The organism is Citrobacter sp. RHBSTW-00029, assembly GCF_014104295.1.
Classification (GTDB): domain Bacteria; phylum Pseudomonadota; class Gammaproteobacteria; order Enterobacterales; family Enterobacteriaceae; genus Citrobacter; species Citrobacter youngae.
Window position 1 is genome coordinate 3,232,683 of sequence record NZ_JABXRT010000001.1, and the last position, 18,029, is coordinate 3,250,711.

Sequence of the window (18,029 nt, forward strand, 5' to 3'; positions counted from 1 at the left end):
AAGCTGAATCTGATGTCTGTCTTTCGCCAAAACATCTTCGGCGTTGTAAGGTTAAGCCTCACGGTTCATTAGTATCGGTTAGCTCAATGTATCGCTACACTTACACACCCGACCTATCAACGTCATCGTCTTTAACGTTCCTTCAGGAGACTTATAGTCTCAGGGAGAACTCATCTCGGGGCAAGTTTCGTGCTTAGATGCTTTCAGCACTTATCTCTTCCGCATTTAGCTACCGGGCAATGCCATTGGCATGACAACCCGAACACCAGTGATGCGTCCACTCCGGTCCTCTCGTACTAGGAGCAGCCCCCCTCAATTCTCCAGCGCCCACGGCAGATAGGGACCGAACTGTCTCACGACGTTCTAAACCCAGCTCGCGTACCACTTTAAATGGCGAACAGCCATACCCTTGGGACCTACTTCAGCCCCAGGATGTGATGAGCCGACATCGAGGTGCCAAACACCGCCGTCGATATGAACTCTTGGGCGGTATCAGCCTGTTATCCCCGGAGTACCTTTTATCCGTTGAGCGATGGCCCTTCCATTCAGAACCACCGGATCACTAAGACCTGCTTTCGCACCTGCTCGAGCCGTCACTCTCGCAGTCAAGCTAGCTTATGCCTTTGCACTAACCTCCTGATGTCCGACCAGGATTAGCTAACCTTCGTGCTCCTCCGTTACTCTTTAGGAGGAGACCGCCCCAGTCAAACTACCCACCAGACACTGTCCGCAACCCGGATTACGGGTCCACGTTAGAACACCAGCCATTAAAGGGTGGTATTTCAAGGTTGGCTCCATGCAGACTGGCGTCCACACTTCAAAGCCTCCCACCTATCCTACACATCAAGGACCAGTGTTCAGTGTCAAGCTATAGTAAAGGTTCACGGGGTCTTTCCGTCTTGCCGCGGGTACACTGCATCTTCACAGCGAGTTCAATTTCACTGAGTCTCGGGTGGAGACAGCCTGGCCATCATTACGCCATTCGTGCAGGTCGGAACTTACCCGACAAGGAATTTCGCTACCTTAGGACCGTTATAGTTACGGCCGCCGTTTACCGGGGCTTCGATCAAGAGCTTCTCCTTACGGATAACCCCATCAATTAACCTTCCGGCACCGGGCAGGCGTCACACCGTATACGTCCACTTTCGTGTTTGCACAGTGCTGTGTTTTTAATAAACAGTTGCAGCCAGCTGGTATCTTCGACTGATTTCAGCTCCATGAGTAAATCACTTCACCTACATATCAGCGTGCCTTCTCCCGAAGTTACGGCACCATTTTGCCTAGTTCCTTCACCCGAGTTCTCTCAAGCGCCTTGGTATTCTCTACCTGACCACCTGTGTCGGTTTGGGGTACGATTTCGTGTTACCTGATGCTTAGAGGCTTTTCCTGGAAGCAGGGCATTTGTTACTTCAGCACCGTAGTGCCTCGTCATCACACCTCAGCGTTAGTAGTGTTCCGGATTTACCTAAAACACCCGCCTACATGCTTAAACCGGGACAACCGTCGCCCGGCTAACATAGCCTTCTCCGTCCCCCCTTCGCAGTAACACCAAGTACAGGAATATTAACCTGTTTCCCATCGACTACGCCTTTCGGCCTCGCCTTAGGGGTCGACTCACCCTGCCCCGATTAACGTTGGACAGGAACCCTTGGTCTTCCGGCGTGCGGGTTTTTCACCCGCATTATCGTTACTTATGTCAGCATTCGCACTTCTGATACCTCCAGCATGCCTCACGACACACCTTCAACGGCTTACAGAACGCTCCCCTACCCAACAACACATAGTGTCGCTGCCGCAGCTTCGGTGCACAGTTTAGCCCCGTTACATCTTCCGCGCAGGCCGACTCGACCAGTGAGCTATTACGCTTTCTTTAAATGATGGCTGCTTCTAAGCCAACATCCTGGCTGTCTGTGCCTTCCCACATCGTTTCCCACTTAACTGTGACTTTGGGACCTTAGCTGGCGGTCTGGGTTGTTTCCCTCTTCACGACGGACGTTAGCACCCGCCGTGTGTCTCCCGTGATAACATTCTTCGGTATTCGCAGTTTGCATCGGGTTGGTAAGTCGGGATGACCCCCTAGCCGAAACAGTGCTCTACCCCCGAAGATGAGTTCACGAGGCGCTACCTAAATAGCTTTCGGGGAGAACCAGCTATCTCCCGGTTTGATTGGCCTTTCACCCCCAGCCACAAGTCATCCGCTAATTTTTCAACATTAGTCGGTTCGGTCCTCCAGTTAGTGTTACCCAACCTTCAACCTGCCCATGGCTAGATCACCGGGTTTCGGGTCTATACCCTGCAACTTAACGCCCAGTTAAGACTCGGTTTCCCTTCGGCTCCCCTATTCGGTTAACCTTGCTACAGAATATAAGTCGCTGACCCATTATACAAAAGGTACGCAGTCACCCCATAAAGAGGCTCCCACTGCTTGTACGTACACGGTTTCAGGTTCTTTTTCACTCCCCTCGCCGGGGTTCTTTTCGCCTTTCCCTCACGGTACTGGTTCACTATCGGTCAGTCAGGAGTATTTAGCCTTGGAGGATGGTCCCCCCATATTCAGACAGGATACCACGTGTCCCGCCCTACTCTTCGAGTTCACAACCTGTGCATTTTGGTGTACGGGACTATCACCCTGTACCGTCGGACTTTCCAGACCGTTCCACTAACACACAAGCTGATTCAGACTCTGGGCTGCTCCCCGTTCGCTCGCCGCTACTGGGGGAATCTCGGTTGATTTCTTTTCCTCGGGGTACTTAGATGTTTCAGTTCCCCCGGTTCGCTTCATTACGCTATGGATTCACGTAATGATAGTGTGACGAATCACACTGGGTTTCCCCATTCGGAAATCGCCGGTTATAACGGTTCATATCACCTTACCGACGCTTATCGCAGATTAGCACGTCCTTCATCGCCTCTGACTGCCAGGGCATCCACCGTGTACGCTTAGTCGCTTAACCTCACAACCCGAAGATGTTTCTTTCGATTCATCATCGACTTGCAAAAATTTGAGAGACTCGAACACACTATTTTTCATTTCTTATTACGGAGAAATGAAACAGTGTGTCGTTTCAATTTTCAGCTTGATCCAGATTTTTAAAGAGCAAATATCTCAAACATGACTCAGGAGTCAGTTTTGAGATACTGAGGCCGGCGACTTTCACTCACACAAACCAGCAAGTGGCGTCCCCTAGGGGATTCGAACCCCTGTTACCGCCGTGAAAGGGCGGTGTCCTGGGCCTCTAGACGAAGGGGACGTATAAGTCTCAATCGCAAGACGCCTTGCTATTTACTTTTCATCAGACAATCTGTGTGAGCACTTCAAAGAACGTTTCTTTAAGGTAAGGAGGTGATCCAACCGCAGGTTCCCCTACGGTTACCTTGTTACGACTTCACCCCAGTCATGAATCACAAAGTGGTAAGCGCCCTCCCGAAGGTTAAGCTACCTACTTCTTTTGCAACCCACTCCCATGGTGTGACGGGCGGTGTGTACAAGGCCCGGGAACGTATTCACCGTGGCATTCTGATCCACGATTACTAGCGATTCCGACTTCATGGAGTCGAGTTGCAGACTCCAATCCGGACTACGACGCACTTTATGAGGTCCGCTTGCTCTCGCGAGGTCGCTTCTCTTTGTATGCGCCATTGTAGCACGTGTGTAGCCCTACTCGTAAGGGCCATGATGACTTGACGTCATCCCCACCTTCCTCCAGTTTATCACTGGCAGTCTCCTTTGAGTTCCCGGCCGAACCGCTGGCAACAAAGGATAAGGGTTGCGCTCGTTGCGGGACTTAACCCAACATTTCACAACACGAGCTGACGACAGCCATGCAGCACCTGTCTCAGAGTTCCCGAAGGCACCAATCCATCTCTGGAAAGTTCTCTGGATGTCAAGAGTAGGTAAGGTTCTTCGCGTTGCATCGAATTAAACCACATGCTCCACCGCTTGTGCGGGCCCCCGTCAATTCATTTGAGTTTTAACCTTGCGGCCGTACTCCCCAGGCGGTCGACTTAACGCGTTAGCTCCGGAAGCCACGCCTCAAGGGCACAACCTCCAAGTCGACATCGTTTACGGCGTGGACTACCAGGGTATCTAATCCTGTTTGCTCCCCACGCTTTCGCACCTGAGCGTCAGTCTTTGTCCAGGGGGCCGCCTTCGCCACCGGTATTCCTCCAGATCTCTACGCATTTCACCGCTACACCTGGAATTCTACCCCCCTCTACAAGACTCTAGCCTGCCAGTTTCGGATGCAGTTCCCAGGTTGAGCCCGGGGATTTCACATCCGACTTGACAGACCGCCTGCGTGCGCTTTACGCCCAGTAATTCCGATTAACGCTTGCACCCTCCGTATTACCGCGGCTGCTGGCACGGAGTTAGCCGGTGCTTCTTCTGCGAGTAACGTCAATTGCTAAGGTTATTAACCTCAACACCTTCCTCCTCGCTGAAAGTACTTTACAACCCGAAGGCCTTCTTCATACACGCGGCATGGCTGCATCAGGCTTGCGCCCATTGTGCAATATTCCCCACTGCTGCCTCCCGTAGGAGTCTGGACCGTGTCTCAGTTCCAGTGTGGCTGGTCATCCTCTCAGACCAGCTAGGGATCGTCGCCTAGGTGAGCCGTTACCCCACCTACTAGCTAATCCCATCTGGGCACATCCGATGGCAAGAGGCCCGAAGGTCCCCCTCTTTGGTCTTGCGACGTTATGCGGTATTAGCTACCGTTTCCAGTAGTTATCCCCCTCCATCGGGCAGTTTCCCAGACATTACTCACCCGTCCGCCACTCGTCACCCAAGAGCAAGCTCTCTGTGCTACCGTTCGACTTGCATGTGTTAGGCCTGCCGCCAGCGTTCAATCTGAGCCATGATCAAACTCTTCAATTTAAGTTTGATGCTCGTGAATTAAACTTCGTAATGAATTACGTATGTTCACTCAGAGACTTGGTATTCATTTTTCGTCTTGCGACGTTAAGAATCCGTATCTTCGAGTGCCCACACAGATTGTCTGATAAATTGTTAAAGAGCAGTTGCGACGCGCTTTAGCGCTCTGTCGCGAGGTGGCGTATATTACGCTTTCCTCTTTCAGAGTCAACCCTCATTTTCAGGTTTTTCTCTTCAACCGGCCCGGCTGTTTGTGTGAAGTGATTCACATCCGCCGTGTCGATGGAGGCGCATTATAGGGAGTCGACTCAGGAAGACAAGCGGAAAAATGCATTTTTGTTTCAACCGCTCACCTTTTATCCATAACGCTTACTTTTGCTGCTTTTTTATCGCCATTGGCAGGTCCGCCAGACTATTTAGCACTAAATCTGCCGCATTTTCTGCTTCCGGAGTGACTGGCTTGCCAGTGCGCACTAATACCTTCGTTCCTACATTTGCAGCTGTCGCCGCCTGCATATCTTCTATCTTATCGCCCACCATATAAGAAGCAGCCATATCGATGTGCAGAAAGTCTCGCGCTGAGATAAACATACCCGGATGCGGTTTACGGCAGTCGCAGACCTGGCGGTACTCTTCGACTGTGCCCTGCGGATGATGAGGACAATAATAGATACCATCCAGCTCAACGTCGCGATCGGCCAGCGACCAGTCCATCCATTCGGTCAACGTTTCAAACTGCGCCTCAGTAAATTTACCACGCGCGATACCAGACTGGTTCGTCACAATAATGAGCGCATAACCCATCTTTTTAAGTTCACGCATGGCATCAATAACGCCGTCGATAAATTCGAACTCGTCGATCTCATGGACGTAACCGTGGTCCACATTAATAGTGCCGTCACGGTCGAGAAAAATTGCGGGTACAGATTTTGCCACCTTTTATAGCTCCTGAATAAGGCATGTGGCTCTAGTATCGCATGTTTCGGCGGGCAAGAAAGTGCTCATCGTGCAAAGCTAGATTGATTTAGACGTCTGGATGCCTTAACATCCATCTTGTTGACGGCGTCGACCGTCCCAGACAGACGAAAATGCCACGGCTAACTTAATTACGATAATAAATAACCAATGATTAAACTTTCGAATATCACCAAAGTGTTCCAGCAGGGGACTCGCACCATTCAGGCGCTAAACAATGTCAGCCTGCATGTTCCTGCCGGGCAGATTTATGGCGTTATTGGCGCCTCCGGTGCCGGTAAAAGTACGCTCATCCGCTGCGTAAACCTGCTAGAGCGCCCCACCGAAGGCAGTGTTCAGGTCGGCGGCCAGGAGCTGACGACGCTATCTGAATCCGGGCTGACTAAAGCGCGCCGTCAAATTGGCATGATTTTCCAGCACTTTAACCTGCTCTCTTCCCGCACCGTGTTTGGCAACGTTGCGCTGCCGCTGGAACTGGATAACACACCAAAAGAAGAGATTAAACGCCGTGTAACAGAGCTGCTGGATTTAGTCGGTCTTGGCGACAAGCACGACAGCTACCCGGCCAACCTTTCCGGTGGACAAAAACAGCGTGTGGCGATCGCCCGTGCTCTGGCAAGTAATCCCAAAGTACTGCTGTGCGATGAAGCCACCAGCGCCCTTGACCCAGCAACAACCCGCTCGATTCTGGAATTGTTGAAAGACATTAACCGTCGCCTGGGTCTCACCATTCTGCTGATTACCCATGAGATGGACGTTGTAAAACGCATTTGTGACTGCGTCGCGGTCATCAGTAATGGTGAACTGATTGAGCAAGACACCGTCAGCGAAGTTTTCTCTCATCCGAAAACGCCGCTGGCACAGAAATTTATCCAGTCCACGCTGCACCTGGATATCCCGGAAGATTATCTGGAACGGTTAAAAGCCAAGCCAGAAGCAGACAGTGTGCCGATGTTGCGTATGGAATTCACCGGTCATTCGGTCGATGCGCCGCTACTTTCTGAGACGGCCCGTCGCTTTAACGTGAATAACAACATTATTAGCGCGCAGATGGATTACGCCGGCGGTGTGAAATTCGGCATCATGCTGACTGAAATGCACGGCACACAGGAAGATACACAAGCAGCCATCAACTGGTTGCAGGAACACCATGTAAAAGTAGAGGTACTGGGTTATGTCTGAGCCGATGATGTGGCTGCTGGTTCGCGGCGTATGGGAAACGCTGGCAATGACCTTTGTGTCCGGTTTTTTTGGTTTTGTGATTGGTCTGCCGGTTGGCGTGTTGCTGTACGTAACGCGTCCGGGGCAAATCATTGAGAACGCGAAGCTCTATCGTACGCTCTCTGCGCTGGTGAACATTTTCCGTTCCATCCCGTTCATCATCTTATTGGTGTGGATGATTCCGTTCACCCGCATGATCGTAGGCACCTCTATCGGACTGCAGGCCGCTATCGTCCCGCTGACCGTCGGCGCCGCGCCGTTTATCGCCCGTATGGTGGAAAACGCGCTGCTCGAAATCCCGACCGGGCTGATAGAAGCCTCTCGTGCGATGGGCGCCACGCCGCTGCAAATTGTACGTAAGGTATTACTGCCAGAAGCGCTGCCAGGACTGGTCAATGCGGCCACCATCACCCTTATCACGCTGGTTGGTTACTCCGCGATGGGCGGTGCCGTCGGTGCCGGTGGTCTTGGGCAGATTGGTTATCAGTACGGCTATATTGGTTACAACGCTACAGTAATGAATACAGTACTGGTATTGCTCGTCGTTCTGGTTTATTTAATTCAGTTATCCGGCGATCGCATCGTCCGGGCTGTCACGCACAAATAACGTTGCACACAACACTAAAAACTCATTAAGAAAAGGAAATAAGCATGGCGTTCAAATTCAAAACCTTTGCGGCAGTTGGAGCCCTGATCGGTTCTCTGGCACTTGTGGGTTGCGGTCAGGATGAAAAAGATCCTAACCACATCAAAGTGGGCGTTATTGTTGGCGCAGAGCAGCAGGTTGCAGAAGTCGCGCAGAAAGTAGCTAAAGAAAAATACGGTCTGGATGTTGAGCTGGTCACGTTTAACGATTACGTTCTGCCTAACGAAGCGCTGAGCAAAGGCGATATCGATGCTAACGCCTTCCAGCACAAACCGTACCTGGATCAGCAGATCAAAGATCGTGGTTACAAACTGGTTGCCGTAGGTAATACCTTTGTTTATCCGATTGCAGGTTACTCCAAAAAAATCAAATCACTGGATGAACTGCAGGATGGCTCTCAGGTCGCTATTCCAAACGACCCGACTAACCTCGGCCGTTCCCTGCTACTGCTGCAGAAAGTCGGTTTGATTAAACTGAAAGATGGCGTTGGCCTTCTGCCGACCGCGCTGGACGTGATTGAAAACCCGAAAAACCTGAAGCTGGTTGAACTGGAAGCGCCGCAGTTGCCACGCTCACTGGATGACGCGCAAATCGCGCTGGCAGTCATCAACACCACCTATGCCAGCCAGATCGGCCTGACGCCAGCAAAAGACGGTATCTTTGTTGAAGATAAAGATTCTCCGTACGTAAACCTGATCGTGACGCGTGAAGACAATAAAGATGCTGAGAACGTGAAGAAATTCGTTGAAGCATACCAGTCAGACGAAGTTTACGAAGCGGCAAACAAAGTCTTCAACGGCGGTGCTGTTAAAGGCTGGTAATTTTAGGCTGTTTTCACAATCTGTAATATCATCAGGACGGGCGCTTGCCCGTCTTGTCATTTATGCAAGCACCTGATTCAATATCTGACGTTTAGATCATTCATTGAGGAAATATTATGCGTGCTTTACCGATCTGTTTAGTAGCACTCATGCTGAGCGGCTGTTCTATGTTAAGCAGATCCCCTGTTGAACCCGTTCAAAGCACCGCTACCCCGCCAAAAGCGGAGCCGGAAAAACCAAAAGCACCGCGCGCGACGCCGGTAAGAATCATCACTAACGCTGAAGATTTAGTGGGCAAACCGTTCCGCGATCTCGGCGAAGTCAGCGGCGAATCCTGCCAGGCATCCAACCAGGATTCCCCGCCGAGCATTCCAACCGCACGCAAACGCATGCAGATTAACGCCTCTAAAATGAAAGCAAATGCGGTATTGCTGCACAGCTGCGAAGTAACCAGTGGGACGCCGGGCTGCTATCGTCAGGCAGTTTGCATCGGTTCTGCTCTGAACATTTCGTCTAAATGAGTCATTTTCAGTTCGAGCAAATAGGCGTTATCCGCTCTCCTTATAAAGAAAAGTTCGCTGTGCCGCGCCAGCCGGGTCTGGTGAAAAGCGCCAACGGCGAACTGCATTTGCTCGCGCCCTATAACCAGGCCGATGCTGTTCGCGGCCTGGAAGCATTCAGCCATTTGTGGGTGATTTTTGTTTTTCATCAGACAATGGAAGGTGGATGGCGTCCAACCGTGCGCCCACCCCGTCTGGGCGGTAACGCCAGAATGGGCGTCTTTGCCACGCGTTCGACCTTTCGTCCTAACCCTGTCGGTATGTCGCTGGTTGAGTTAAAAGAAATTGTCTGCCACAAAGAGAGCGTCATTCTGAAACTGGGTAGTCTGGACCTGGTCGACGGAACGCCGGTGGTCGACATCAAACCTTATCTGCCATTTGCAGAAGCACTGCCTGACGCCACTGCCAGCTACGCGCAGCATGCGCCGGTTGCCGAAATGGCGGTAAGTTTCACTACAGAGGTTGAACAACAGCTCCTGACGCTGGAAAAATGTTATCCATTGCTGAAAACATTTATCGGCGAAGTACTGGCACAGGATCCACGTCCTGCGTATCGTAAGGGTGAAGAGACAGGCAAAACATATGCCGTCTGGCTACACGATTTCAACGTGCGCTGGCGCGTAACGGAAGAAGGTTTTGAAGTCTTTGCGCTTGAACCCCGCTAATTTCATGCCCTTCTCTTTTGACATCCCTTTCTCGCTGGTAAACTAAACCACTTTTTTTGTGTCAGGCTGGCATCCAGCCTGTTCGATCGTTCAACTGGAACCGTAACAACATGCGTACTAGCCAATATCTGCTCTCCACTCTGAAGGAGACACCTGCCGACGCCGAAGTCATCAGCCACCAGCTGATGCTGCGCGCCGGGATGATCCGCAAGCTGGCCTCCGGGTTATACACCTGGCTGCCGACCGGCGTGCGCGTCCTGAAAAAAGTCGAAAACATCGTGCGTGAAGAAATGAACAACGCCGGTGCGATCGAGGTGTTGATGCCGGTCGTTCAGCCCTCTGAACTGTGGGAAGAGAGCGGTCGTTGGGAACAGTACGGCCCGGAACTGCTGCGTATCGCAGACCGTGGCGATCGTTCATTCGTACTCGGCCCAACGCATGAAGAAGTCATCACCGACCTGATCCGTAATGAGCTGAGCTCTTACAAACAGCTGCCGCTGAACTTCTATCAGATCCAGACGAAATTCCGTGACGAAGTTCGCCCACGATTCGGCGTGATGCGTTCCCGCGAATTCCTGATGAAAGATGCGTACTCTTTCCATACTTCTCAGGAATCTCTGCAGGAAACTTACGACGCGATGTATGCCGCGTACAGCAAAATCTTTAGCCGTATGGGCCTGGATTTCCGCGCAGTACAGGCTGATACCGGATCTATCGGCGGTAGCGCTTCTCACGAATTCCAGGTACTGGCACAGAGCGGCGAAGATGACGTTGTATTCTCCGACAGCTCCGATTTTGCTGCCAACATCGAATTTGCTGAAGCCGTTGCGCCGAAAGAGCCGCGCGCAGCAGCAACTCAGGAAATGACGCTGGTTGATACTCCGAACGCCAAAACCATCGCCGAACTGGTTGAGCAGTTCAACCTGCCTATCGAAAAAACCGTGAAAACCCTGCTGGTGAAAGCGGTTGAAGGCAGCAGCTACCCGCTGGTCGCCCTGCTGGTTCGCGGCGATCACGAGCTGAACGAAGTCAAAGCGGAAAAACTGCCGCAGGTTGCCAGCCCGCTGACCTTTGCCACCGAAGAAGAAATTCGTGCGTTGGTAAAAGCAGGTCCAGGCTCGCTCGGTCCAGTGAATATGCCGATTCCGGTGGTTATCGACCGTACCGTCGCAGTAATGAGCGATTTCGCTGCCGGCGCCAACATCGACGGTAAACACTATTTCGGTATCAACTGGGATCGCGACGTAGTTACCCCGGAAGTTGCAGATATCCGTAACGTGGTCGCCGGCGACCCGAGCCCGGACGGCAAAGGTACGCTGATGATCAAACGCGGTATCGAAGTCGGCCACATCTTCCAGTTAGGTACCAAGTACTCTGAAGCGATGAAAGCCGCCGTACAGGGCGAAGATGGTCGTAACCAGATCCTGACCATGGGTTGCTACGGTATCGGGGTGACTCGCGTGGTTGCTGCTGCTATCGAACAGAACTATGACGATCGCGGCATCGTATGGCCAGACGCCATTGCCCCGTTCCAGGTCGCGATTTTGCCAATGAACATGCACAAGTCCTACCGCGTGCAGGAACTGGCTGAAAAACTGTACGCTGAGCTGCGCGCTCAGGGCATTGAAGTGCTGATGGACGACCGTAAAGAGCGTCCGGGCGTGATGTTTGCCGATATGGAACTGATCGGTATTCCGCACACTATCGTGCTGGGCGACCGTAACCTCGACAACGACGATATCGAATACAAATACCGTCGTAACGGCGAGAAAGAGCTGATTAAAACCGGCGACATCGTCGACTTCCTGGTCAAAGCCATTAAAGGCTAATACCAACAAAAAGGCCCTGATTATCAGGGCCTTTTTTCTATCGATTAATTACACGCTTTACCGGGGATAAATTTCGCGTCTTTATCCACCATCAACGTTTTCACTTTCTCACCCGTATCCGGGTTTGACTCCAGCGTGAAATGCGCCTCAAGCGTCAGCAATACGGACTGTCCGTTTTCTGCACGCGCAGCTAAATAGTCACGTTCAAGCTGAGCATTATTCGCCACCGGCATCCGTTTACCCGTTGCGCAGTCGGTAAAGATTGCCGCGTCAGCCATATAGAAATACATGCCTCGCATCGGCATTGGCGTCACCGGTAAGCTGGCAGAAACTGGCTGGAGCGTGTAGTTAAACTGTGACTCAATCGGGTTACCTTCACGATCGAGCATTTCCAGCGCCTCGCCTTTAGCCCGGTAGTACGACTTTTCACCTTTGCTGTCGGTCAGCACCAGCTTGTCGGCAGTGCGCGCCCATGTGCCATAAGAGGCAAACGAAGACGGTTCATCCCGCACGCCCTGATAACGTTCGTTCATCACCCATGTACCGTCTTTTTCCAGAAACAGAGAGGTTTCAATCCCTTCACAGTCCGCGCAAGGTAAGATGCCACGCCAGCTTTGCTGCATCGGTTTTAATTCTGCCGCCCGCGTCGGCTGTAGTACTTCAACTTCAGTACGGTTATTACAGCCGATCAAGGAAAAAAGCGTGCATGCAGCGACTACGGACAATATTGCTGTTTTCACTATCAATTCCTTATAAATTTTTATTCCCGCTCGTCAGTCTTGCGTTCGACGAACTCTCCCACGCAGTGCTTTCACTGTGGATTTTTGCGCCTTCGATGACAACCTGCGCTCTTTCGAGGCGCGTGTAGGGCGAGTTGCCTGTCGGCTTTTTTGCACTGCGGTTAATTCTTTTATCACCGCCACCAGTCGGGAGATTGCCGCTTCCCGGTTCAACTCCTGGCTACGGTATTCCTGCGCCTTAATAATAATCACGCCATCGCCTGTAATCAGATGATGACTGGCAGCCAACAGGCGTTCCTTGTAATACTCTGGCAGGCCAGAGGCCCGAATGTCAAAGCGCAAATGGATAGCCGTCGAGGTCTTATTAACGTGCTGTCCACCTGCACCCTGTGCCCGAATCGCCGTGATTTCCAGCTCGTTATCTGGGATAGAGACATTTCGGGAGATAACAATCATGAACGCGGCTGCCACGTGGTCAGGTGAATTTCCAGATTATTCTGAGAATCAGACAGCCAGATAGCGCCATCCTGAATAGTCGCCTGTAGCGCCATTGTACGACCGGCAAAGTCACTCAGTTGTGCCAGTTGTTCATCATCCAGATACCACACGGTAAGATTCTTAAACTGCGCGCATTTGCTTTGGTTCTGCTGCCACCAGATTTGCGCTGCACGGCTGTTATAGGCAAACAAAGCGACTTCAGCAGACTGGGTACACGCCTTCTTAATGCGACGCTCATCCGGCAAGCCGAGTTCAATCCAGAGATCAATGCCCAGGTGGTCGTTGCGCAACCATGCTTCGGGTTCGTCTTCAGCGCTTAAACCCCGCGTGAATTGCAGCCGCTCGTCAGCATATTTAATCCATGCCAACAGACGCAACATCATGCGTTCCTGGGTTTCTGAAGGGTGACGCGCCAGCGTCAATGTCGCGTCAAGGAACTGGTTGCGGTCAAGATCCGCTACGTTGACGACGGCTTTATAAATTGTCGCTTTAAGCGCCATGAGAGAACTCCTTTCGAATCAGGCGCACATTGTAGCGAAAACTGCGGCAAAAGGCTGCTAACTGCTCCTCTATCAAGGCGCTGATATTGCTTGAATGAGTATGGTATAGTCACCTTGCTAAACAGAGTTTATCTTCGTAGGCTTAGACTTGCATCCACGGTTAAGTCAGAGTGCTGACAGGAGGGCATGTGGAAAAATATTGTGAGTTAATACGCAAGCGGTACGCGGAAATCGCCAGCGGAGACTTAGGGTATATCCCGGATGCGCTGGGTTGCGTATTGAAGGTGCTTAATGAAGTGGCGGCAGACAGCGCCCTTCCAGAGTCGGTCAGGGAAAAAGCGGCGTATGCTGCCGCGAACTTACTGGTGAGCGATTATGTCAATGAATGAAACGTATCAACCCATCAACTGCGATGATTACGACAATCTTGAACTCGCCTGCCAGCACCATTTGTTACTGACGCTGGCACTAAAAGATGGCGAAGTTTTGCAGGCGAAAGCGAACGACCTGGTTTCACGCAAAAACGTGGAGTATCTGGTCGCAGATGTCGCAGGTGAAACCCGGGAGCTTCGTCTCGACAAAATTGCCAGCTTCAGCCACCCGCAGATCGGTACCGTGGTGGTCAGCGAATCTTAACTTTTTTTCGCCTTATCCGGCCTGCTTTCCATGTGATACGTAGGCCTGTTAAGCGCAGCACCATCAGGCATGCCATACCAGACTCACGCCTTCTTCGCCTTCCGCCGCCCCCTCACGCGTCACGAAAACACCCGCAGCCGCAATCAACGTTTCGCCGTAAAACAGCAGCGGTGTGATATCTCGTCGCCAGGGCGGGATCCCCTGCTCCTGCCAGATTTTCTTTAATTTCCGTCCGCCGTTACGCCCGACAATATGCAATACCCCTGGCGCTTTAAAACGGATACTGACGACTTCATCCGCTTGCGGCAAGCGCAAATCACCCGCAGAGATTAACTGAACCGAACCCAATCCGGCAGGCAGCGCCAACGGTGTTTTCCACTCTAACCACGGGATAACAGTTTCGCTTTGCCCATCGACTGACTTCACCCACCACAGCTGTGACTGATAACGACGGACCTCGTACTCCCCGAGGCGAAAACTTGGTGACGCATCTTCCCGCGCCAGTGCCACTTCCTGCCAGATACGTTCCAGCCCATCACGGGAAGGCATCGGCGCATTTAACCCCGCCAGCCAGCGACGAAGCAGCGCGGCACGCCGCACGCCGCTCATCATCATTAATGGCGTCAGTAACAGTGTTCCGCGGGATGTGATGCAATCGGCTAAATCGCTGGCCAGCAGTTCATCCAATAAACTCTCCTGCTCGGCGCACAGCGCGGCGCTGCGAGCAGTGGCTTGCGCGAAGTGCGGCCAGCGCTGTTGGAGCAATGGGGTAACGCGCAATCTGAGGAAATTGCGATCGTAGGTATCATCCTGATTGCTTTCATCTTCAATCCAGCATAATTCATGCTGCCGTGCCCATGCTTCAAGCGCCTCTCGCGTTTGCGCCAGCAGCGGTCGAATCAGTTGGGTTCCGGCAAACGGATAGCTTTCCCCCATGGCGGAAAGTCCGGCAGGACCACTGCCGCGCTTAAGCGCCAGCAGAAAGGTTTCACACTGGTCATCGAGATGCTGTGCGGTCATCAGCACCTCGCCCGGTAGTAAGGTCTGCGCAAACGCCTGATAGCGCGCGCGTCGCGCCTGGGCTTCGATGCCCAGACCATCATCCTCAAGATGGATCCGTTCAACCACCAGCGGCACCTGCCACTGCGCACATACCGACTCACAGTGCTGTACCCAACTGTCTGCGTGCGGGCTTAATCCGTGATGAATATGGATTGCGCGTAGGGCGACATCAGGATGCTGCGCTCGCCACAGCACCAACTGATGCAGTAGTACGGTAGAGTCGAGGCCGCCGCTAAAGGCAACGAGGATCGCGTTAGTGTTCAGAAGTGAAGTGTTCAGTGTAAGTGTCGTCATAATGATTGCTTACAATAGCATTGCCCGGCACGTTACCGGGCTAACGCCACAATGACAAGCCTTACAGCTCGTACAGTTCAAGCGGTAATCCGTCTGGATCGTTAAAAAACGTAAAGCGTTTGCCGGTAAACGGATCGATGCGCACCGGCTCACATTTCACATGATGGGCTTCAAGATGAGCAATCGACTTTTCCACATCCTCGACGCTGAACGCCAGATGGCGTAAACCGCAGGCTTCCGGTCGACTCGGGCGGCAAGGCGGAAACGGAAAAGAAAACAGCTCAATCACGTACTGGCCGTTCAGCGCCAGATCGCCTTTCCAGGAGTCACGCTCTTCCCGGTAGGCTTCGCTCATTAACGTGAAACCTAATACATCGCAGTAAAATGCCTTACTGGCCCTGTAGTCCGTCGCAATAATGGCAATATGGTGAACCTGTTTTAACCCCAGCATGCTCTTCGCCTCTTTAATTTTACTCTCAGCACGTTACTCGTGCGCAACGGGTTCAGGCAAGTCGTTATGCCATTTTCAGGACTCTCACACGATACACGCCGTCCTCACCCAGTTTAGCGCCATGGATATCGGTTTCAAATCCAGGGTAGCGCTGCCCCACCGAGCACAGCATCAGCAGGAAATCGAGTACAGCGCGGCTTTTGGCAGTGATCATTTCTCCGGGCATCAGTAGCGGCACACCGGGAGGGTAAGGCAGGATCATATTGGCGGAAACGCGCCCCACCAGTTGATCAAGTGCTACCGTTTCGACTTCACCCTTGATCTGCCGCTGCCAGGCCTGGTGAGGTGTCATTTTCATTTCCGGTAAGGTATCAAATGCCCGCAGCATCAGCCCGGAGAGATCGTGCTGGCGGATCAACTGATGGATCCCCTGCGCCAGATCCTGAATACGCATATTACGATAGAAATCAGGATCTTCGGCATACAGATCCGGCAGCATATTTTTCACGCGTAAATTCAGGTCGTATGAACGTTTAAATTCCGTCAGGCCGCGCAGCAACCCCATCGCCCGGGTTTTATCAATACCAATGCTGAACAGGAACAACAGGTTATACGGTCCCGTTTTCTCGACGACGACGCCGCGTTCATCGAGGAATTTCGCCACCAGCGCTGCGGGGATCCCCTCTTCGCTCATATTTCCCTGTTCATCCATTCCCGGCGTCAGAATGGTCACTTTCACCGGGTCGAGGAACATGTGGTCGGCGTCAGCATCGACAAATCCGTGCCAGTCTTCACCTGGCGCTACCGGCCAGCACTCTGCTTCATCCACCCTTTCCGGCTGCCAGATGTCAAAGAACCAGCCATCTGACTCTTCACGCAGACGCTGCACTTCTTTACGGAAATGCAGCGCCCGTTCCACCGAACGATTGATTAACCGCTTACCTGAATTGCCACGCAGCATTGCCGCCGCCGTTTCTATCGATGCCACAATCGGGTAGCTCGGAGACGTGGAGGTGTGCATCATAAAGGCTTCGTTGAACGTGTCTTCATCATAGTCGCCCTTAATGTGGATCAGCGAAGCCTGTGACAACGCCGCCAGCATCTTGTGGGTGGACTGGGTTTCAAAAATCACCTTTCCCGGTACCCGTTCGCCGCTCATCCCGCTTTTCCCCTGATAGATCGGATGAAAATGGGTATACGGCACCCAGGCTGAATCAAAATGGATGGAGGGCACATCCAGCGTTTGTTTGATCCAGTTGGTGTTATACAACAGGCCATCATAGGTGGAGTTGGTGATCACCGCGTGGACCGGCCATTGCGCCTGATTGGTTTCCTCAACTTTGCGTTCAATGCTTGCGTGGGTAAATTCCCGACGGGGTATACCACCGAGGATCCCCAGCGCGTTACGCGTAGGCTTCAGCCAGATTGGCACCACATCACTCATCATCAGCAAATGCGCCAGTGACTTATGGCAGTTGCGGTCAATCAGGAGCGTACTGCCTGCAGGTGCAGCATACATACCGACAATCTTGTTCGATGTCGAGGTGCCGTTGGTCACCATATAGCTCTGCTCGGCACCAAAAGTACGCGCGATATACTCCTCCGCTTCCAGGTGCGGACCGGTATGATCAAGCAATGAGCCCAGCTCGGTCACCGAAATGGACACGTCGGCTTTCAGCGTATTACCGCCAAAGAAATCATAGAACAGGCAGCCGACAGGACTTTTCTGGTACGCCGTTCCCGCCATGTGCCCAGGCGTGCAGAAGGTATACTTCCCTTCCTTCACATAGGTAAACAGCGCTTTGGTAAAAGGTGGCGTAATGTTGTCGAGATATTCATTGGTGTACTGGCGAATACGCGTAGCAATATCGTCAGACTGGCCCAATGCGTACTCAAAGAACCACAGCGCCATGCGCAGGTCGTGTGCGCTGACATCCATCGTCGAATGGGTATTAATAAAAGCGTAGAGCGGGAGATACTCGTTGAGCTGGTTGATGTCGCTGCACAGCTCCAGACTGTATTCATCCCAGTCAAAAATGACGCCGCAAATTCGCGGGTTATGTTCGATAAACTTCAGCAGATCGACGCTATTCTGCGGCCAGATAATCTGAAACCCCTGCTGCTGCAGTGCACGTTCAAGTTCCTTGATGGGCTCATCTTTATAAAAGACGCCATGCGGTCCCATGATGGCAATGATATTCATGCGTTCCTCCTGGAAAAACCTTAGTTAAGCATAGCCTGGTCAAACTGCAGGTAAA

At 52.3% G+C, this 18,029-nt stretch carries 15 protein-coding genes, 1 tRNA gene and 2 rRNA genes; 8 read left to right on the forward strand and 10 right to left on the reverse strand.

The window, feature by feature from the left end; all coding sequences use genetic code 11:
* Nucleotides 1-47: 47 nt before the first annotated feature.
* The 4 genes from HV041_RS15840 to gmhB all read right to left on the reverse strand — a co-directional run bounded on the left by HV041_RS15840 (nucleotide 48) and on the right by gmhB (nucleotide 5,809).
* Nucleotides 48-2,954 (reverse strand): 23S ribosomal RNA (locus tag HV041_RS15840).
* 221 nt (nucleotides 2,955-3,175) lie between these two features.
* Nucleotides 3,176-3,251: transfer RNA gene (locus HV041_RS15845), tRNA-Glu, on the reverse strand.
* Between the two features lie 85 nt (nucleotides 3,252-3,336).
* Nucleotides 3,337-4,876 (reverse strand): 16S ribosomal RNA (locus HV041_RS15850).
* Together the 16S and 23S rRNA genes with 1 tRNA gene alongside form the textbook arrangement of a ribosomal RNA operon.
* Before the next feature lie 366 nt (nucleotides 4,877-5,242).
* Complete coding sequence (gene gmhB, locus HV041_RS15855) at nucleotides 5,243-5,809, reverse strand: D-glycero-beta-D-manno-heptose 1,7-bisphosphate 7-phosphatase (RefSeq protein ID WP_115600940.1); 567 nt, start codon at nucleotides 5,807-5,809, stop codon at nucleotides 5,243-5,245.
* A 189-nt stretch (nucleotides 5,810-5,998) separates the two neighbouring features.
* On the opposite strand from gmhB, the gene metN reads away from it, so the two are divergent.
* From metN to proS, 6 genes are all read left to right on the forward strand, one after another.
* A complete protein-coding gene (metN, locus tag HV041_RS15860; protein ID WP_121584235.1) occupies nucleotides 5,999-7,030 on the forward strand; it encodes a methionine ABC transporter ATP-binding protein MetN in 1,032 nt (343 codons plus the stop codon).
* On the forward strand, nucleotides 7,023-7,676 hold the full coding sequence (locus tag HV041_RS15865) for a methionine ABC transporter permease MetI (RefSeq protein ID WP_003018471.1): 654 nt from the start codon (nucleotides 7,023-7,025) through the stop codon (nucleotides 7,674-7,676). The genes metN and HV041_RS15865 overlap by 8 nt, the downstream gene beginning before the upstream one ends.
* A 44-nt stretch (nucleotides 7,677-7,720) precedes the next feature.
* Nucleotides 7,721-8,536: a methionine ABC transporter substrate-binding lipoprotein MetQ gene (gene metQ, locus HV041_RS15870; protein ID WP_003829145.1), complete on the forward strand. Its 816-nt coding sequence runs from the start codon at nucleotides 7,721-7,723 to the stop codon at nucleotides 8,534-8,536.
* 116 nt (nucleotides 8,537-8,652) lie between these two features.
* Nucleotides 8,653-9,057: an Rcs stress response system protein RcsF gene (rcsF, locus tag HV041_RS15875; RefSeq protein WP_040230040.1), complete on the forward strand. Its 405-nt coding sequence runs from the start codon at nucleotides 8,653-8,655 to the stop codon at nucleotides 9,055-9,057.
* The gene (gene tsaA / locus HV041_RS15880; RefSeq protein WP_121584234.1) at nucleotides 9,054-9,761 is read left to right on the forward strand and encodes a tRNA (N6-threonylcarbamoyladenosine(37)-N6)-methyltransferase TrmO; all 708 of its coding nucleotides are present in this window, start codon (nucleotides 9,054-9,056) and stop codon (nucleotides 9,759-9,761) included. Before rcsF ends, tsaA begins: the two co-directional genes overlap by 4 nt.
* A 110-nt stretch (nucleotides 9,762-9,871) precedes the next feature.
* Complete coding sequence (gene proS, locus HV041_RS15885; RefSeq protein WP_115600943.1) at nucleotides 9,872-11,590, forward strand: proline--tRNA ligase; 1,719 nt, start codon at nucleotides 9,872-9,874, stop codon at nucleotides 11,588-11,590.
* A 44-nt stretch (nucleotides 11,591-11,634) separates the two neighbouring features.
* On the opposite strand, the gene nlpE is transcribed toward proS, so the two are convergent.
* Genes nlpE through HV041_RS15900 form a run of 3 tightly spaced genes read right to left on the reverse strand, consistent with a single transcriptional unit; the run spans nucleotide 11,635 to nucleotide 13,328 of the window.
* Complete coding sequence (nlpE, locus tag HV041_RS15890) at nucleotides 11,635-12,333, reverse strand: envelope stress response activation lipoprotein NlpE (protein WP_121585461.1); 699 nt, start codon at nucleotides 12,331-12,333, stop codon at nucleotides 11,635-11,637.
* 30 nt (nucleotides 12,334-12,363) lie between these two features.
* A complete protein-coding gene (gene arfB, locus HV041_RS15895) occupies nucleotides 12,364-12,786 on the reverse strand; it encodes an alternative ribosome rescue aminoacyl-tRNA hydrolase ArfB (RefSeq protein WP_121584233.1) in 423 nt (140 codons plus the stop codon).
* On the reverse strand, nucleotides 12,783-13,328 hold the full coding sequence (locus HV041_RS15900; protein ID WP_061067286.1) for a YaeQ family protein: 546 nt from the start codon (nucleotides 13,326-13,328) through the stop codon (nucleotides 12,783-12,785). The genes arfB and HV041_RS15900 overlap by 4 nt, the downstream gene beginning before the upstream one ends.
* 188 nt (nucleotides 13,329-13,516) lie before the next feature.
* On the opposite strand from HV041_RS15900, the gene HV041_RS15905 reads away from it, so the two are divergent.
* Together HV041_RS15905 and rof are read left to right on the forward strand one after the other, a co-directional pair.
* Nucleotides 13,517-13,717 carry a YaeP family protein gene (locus HV041_RS15905; protein ID WP_003018499.1) on the forward strand — a complete coding sequence of 67 codons (201 nt, stop codon included), beginning with the start codon at nucleotides 13,517-13,519 and terminating at the stop codon, nucleotides 13,715-13,717.
* Nucleotides 13,704-13,964 carry a Rho-binding antiterminator gene (gene rof / locus HV041_RS15910; RefSeq protein WP_003018503.1) on the forward strand — a complete coding sequence of 87 codons (261 nt, stop codon included), beginning with the start codon at nucleotides 13,704-13,706 and terminating at the stop codon, nucleotides 13,962-13,964. The genes HV041_RS15905 and rof overlap by 14 nt, the downstream gene beginning before the upstream one ends.
* Before the next feature lie 63 nt (nucleotides 13,965-14,027).
* On the opposite strand, the gene tilS is transcribed toward rof, so the two are convergent.
* The 3 genes from tilS to ldcC all read right to left on the reverse strand — a co-directional run bounded on the left by tilS (nucleotide 14,028) and on the right by ldcC (nucleotide 17,974).
* On the reverse strand, nucleotides 14,028-15,320 hold the full coding sequence (gene tilS, locus HV041_RS15915; protein ID WP_121584232.1) for a tRNA lysidine(34) synthetase TilS: 1,293 nt from the start codon (nucleotides 15,318-15,320) through the stop codon (nucleotides 14,028-14,030).
* Nucleotides 15,321-15,381: 61 nt separating this feature from the next.
* Complete coding sequence (locus tag HV041_RS15920) at nucleotides 15,382-15,771, reverse strand: VOC family protein (protein ID WP_048212638.1); 390 nt, start codon at nucleotides 15,769-15,771, stop codon at nucleotides 15,382-15,384.
* Between the two features lie 64 nt (nucleotides 15,772-15,835).
* The gene (gene ldcC, locus HV041_RS15925) at nucleotides 15,836-17,974 is read right to left on the reverse strand and encodes a lysine decarboxylase LdcC (protein WP_121584231.1); all 2,139 of its coding nucleotides are present in this window, start codon (nucleotides 17,972-17,974) and stop codon (nucleotides 15,836-15,838) included.
* Nucleotides 17,975-18,029 lie beyond the last annotated feature (55 nt).

What these genes read in the sequence shown, in the direction of transcription:
- metN (WP_121584235.1), top strand. Translation starts at nt 5,999, where the DNA reads ATGATTAAACTTTCGAATATCACCAAAGTGTTCCAGCAGGGGACTCGC.
- HV041_RS15865 (WP_003018471.1), top strand. Translation starts at nt 7,023, where the DNA reads ATGTCTGAGCCGATGATGTGGCTGCTGGTTCGCGGCGTATGGGAAACG.
- metQ (WP_003829145.1), top strand. Translation starts at nt 7,721, where the DNA reads ATGGCGTTCAAATTCAAAACCTTTGCGGCAGTTGGAGCCCTGATCGGT.
- rcsF (WP_040230040.1), top strand. Translation starts at nt 8,653, where the DNA reads ATGCGTGCTTTACCGATCTGTTTAGTAGCACTCATGCTGAGCGGCTGT.
- tsaA (WP_121584234.1), top strand. Translation starts at nt 9,054, where the DNA reads ATGAGTCATTTTCAGTTCGAGCAAATAGGCGTTATCCGCTCTCCTTAT.
- proS (WP_115600943.1), top strand. Translation starts at nt 9,872, where the DNA reads ATGCGTACTAGCCAATATCTGCTCTCCACTCTGAAGGAGACACCTGCC.
- arfB (WP_121584233.1), bottom strand. Translation starts at nt 12,786, where the DNA reads ATGATTGTTATCTCCCGAAATGTCTCTATCCCAGATAACGAGCTGGAA.
- HV041_RS15900 (WP_061067286.1), bottom strand. Translation starts at nt 13,328, where the DNA reads ATGGCGCTTAAAGCGACAATTTATAAAGCCGTCGTCAACGTAGCGGAT.
- rof (WP_003018503.1), top strand. Translation starts at nt 13,704, where the DNA reads ATGTCAATGAATGAAACGTATCAACCCATCAACTGCGATGATTACGAC.
- tilS (WP_121584232.1), bottom strand. Translation starts at nt 15,320, where the DNA reads ATGACGACACTTACACTGAACACTTCACTTCTGAACACTAACGCGATC.
- HV041_RS15920 (WP_048212638.1), bottom strand. Translation starts at nt 15,771, where the DNA reads ATGCTGGGGTTAAAACAGGTTCACCATATTGCCATTATTGCGACGGAC.
- ldcC (WP_121584231.1), bottom strand. Translation starts at nt 17,974, where the DNA reads ATGAATATCATTGCCATCATGGGACCGCATGGCGTCTTTTATAAAGAT.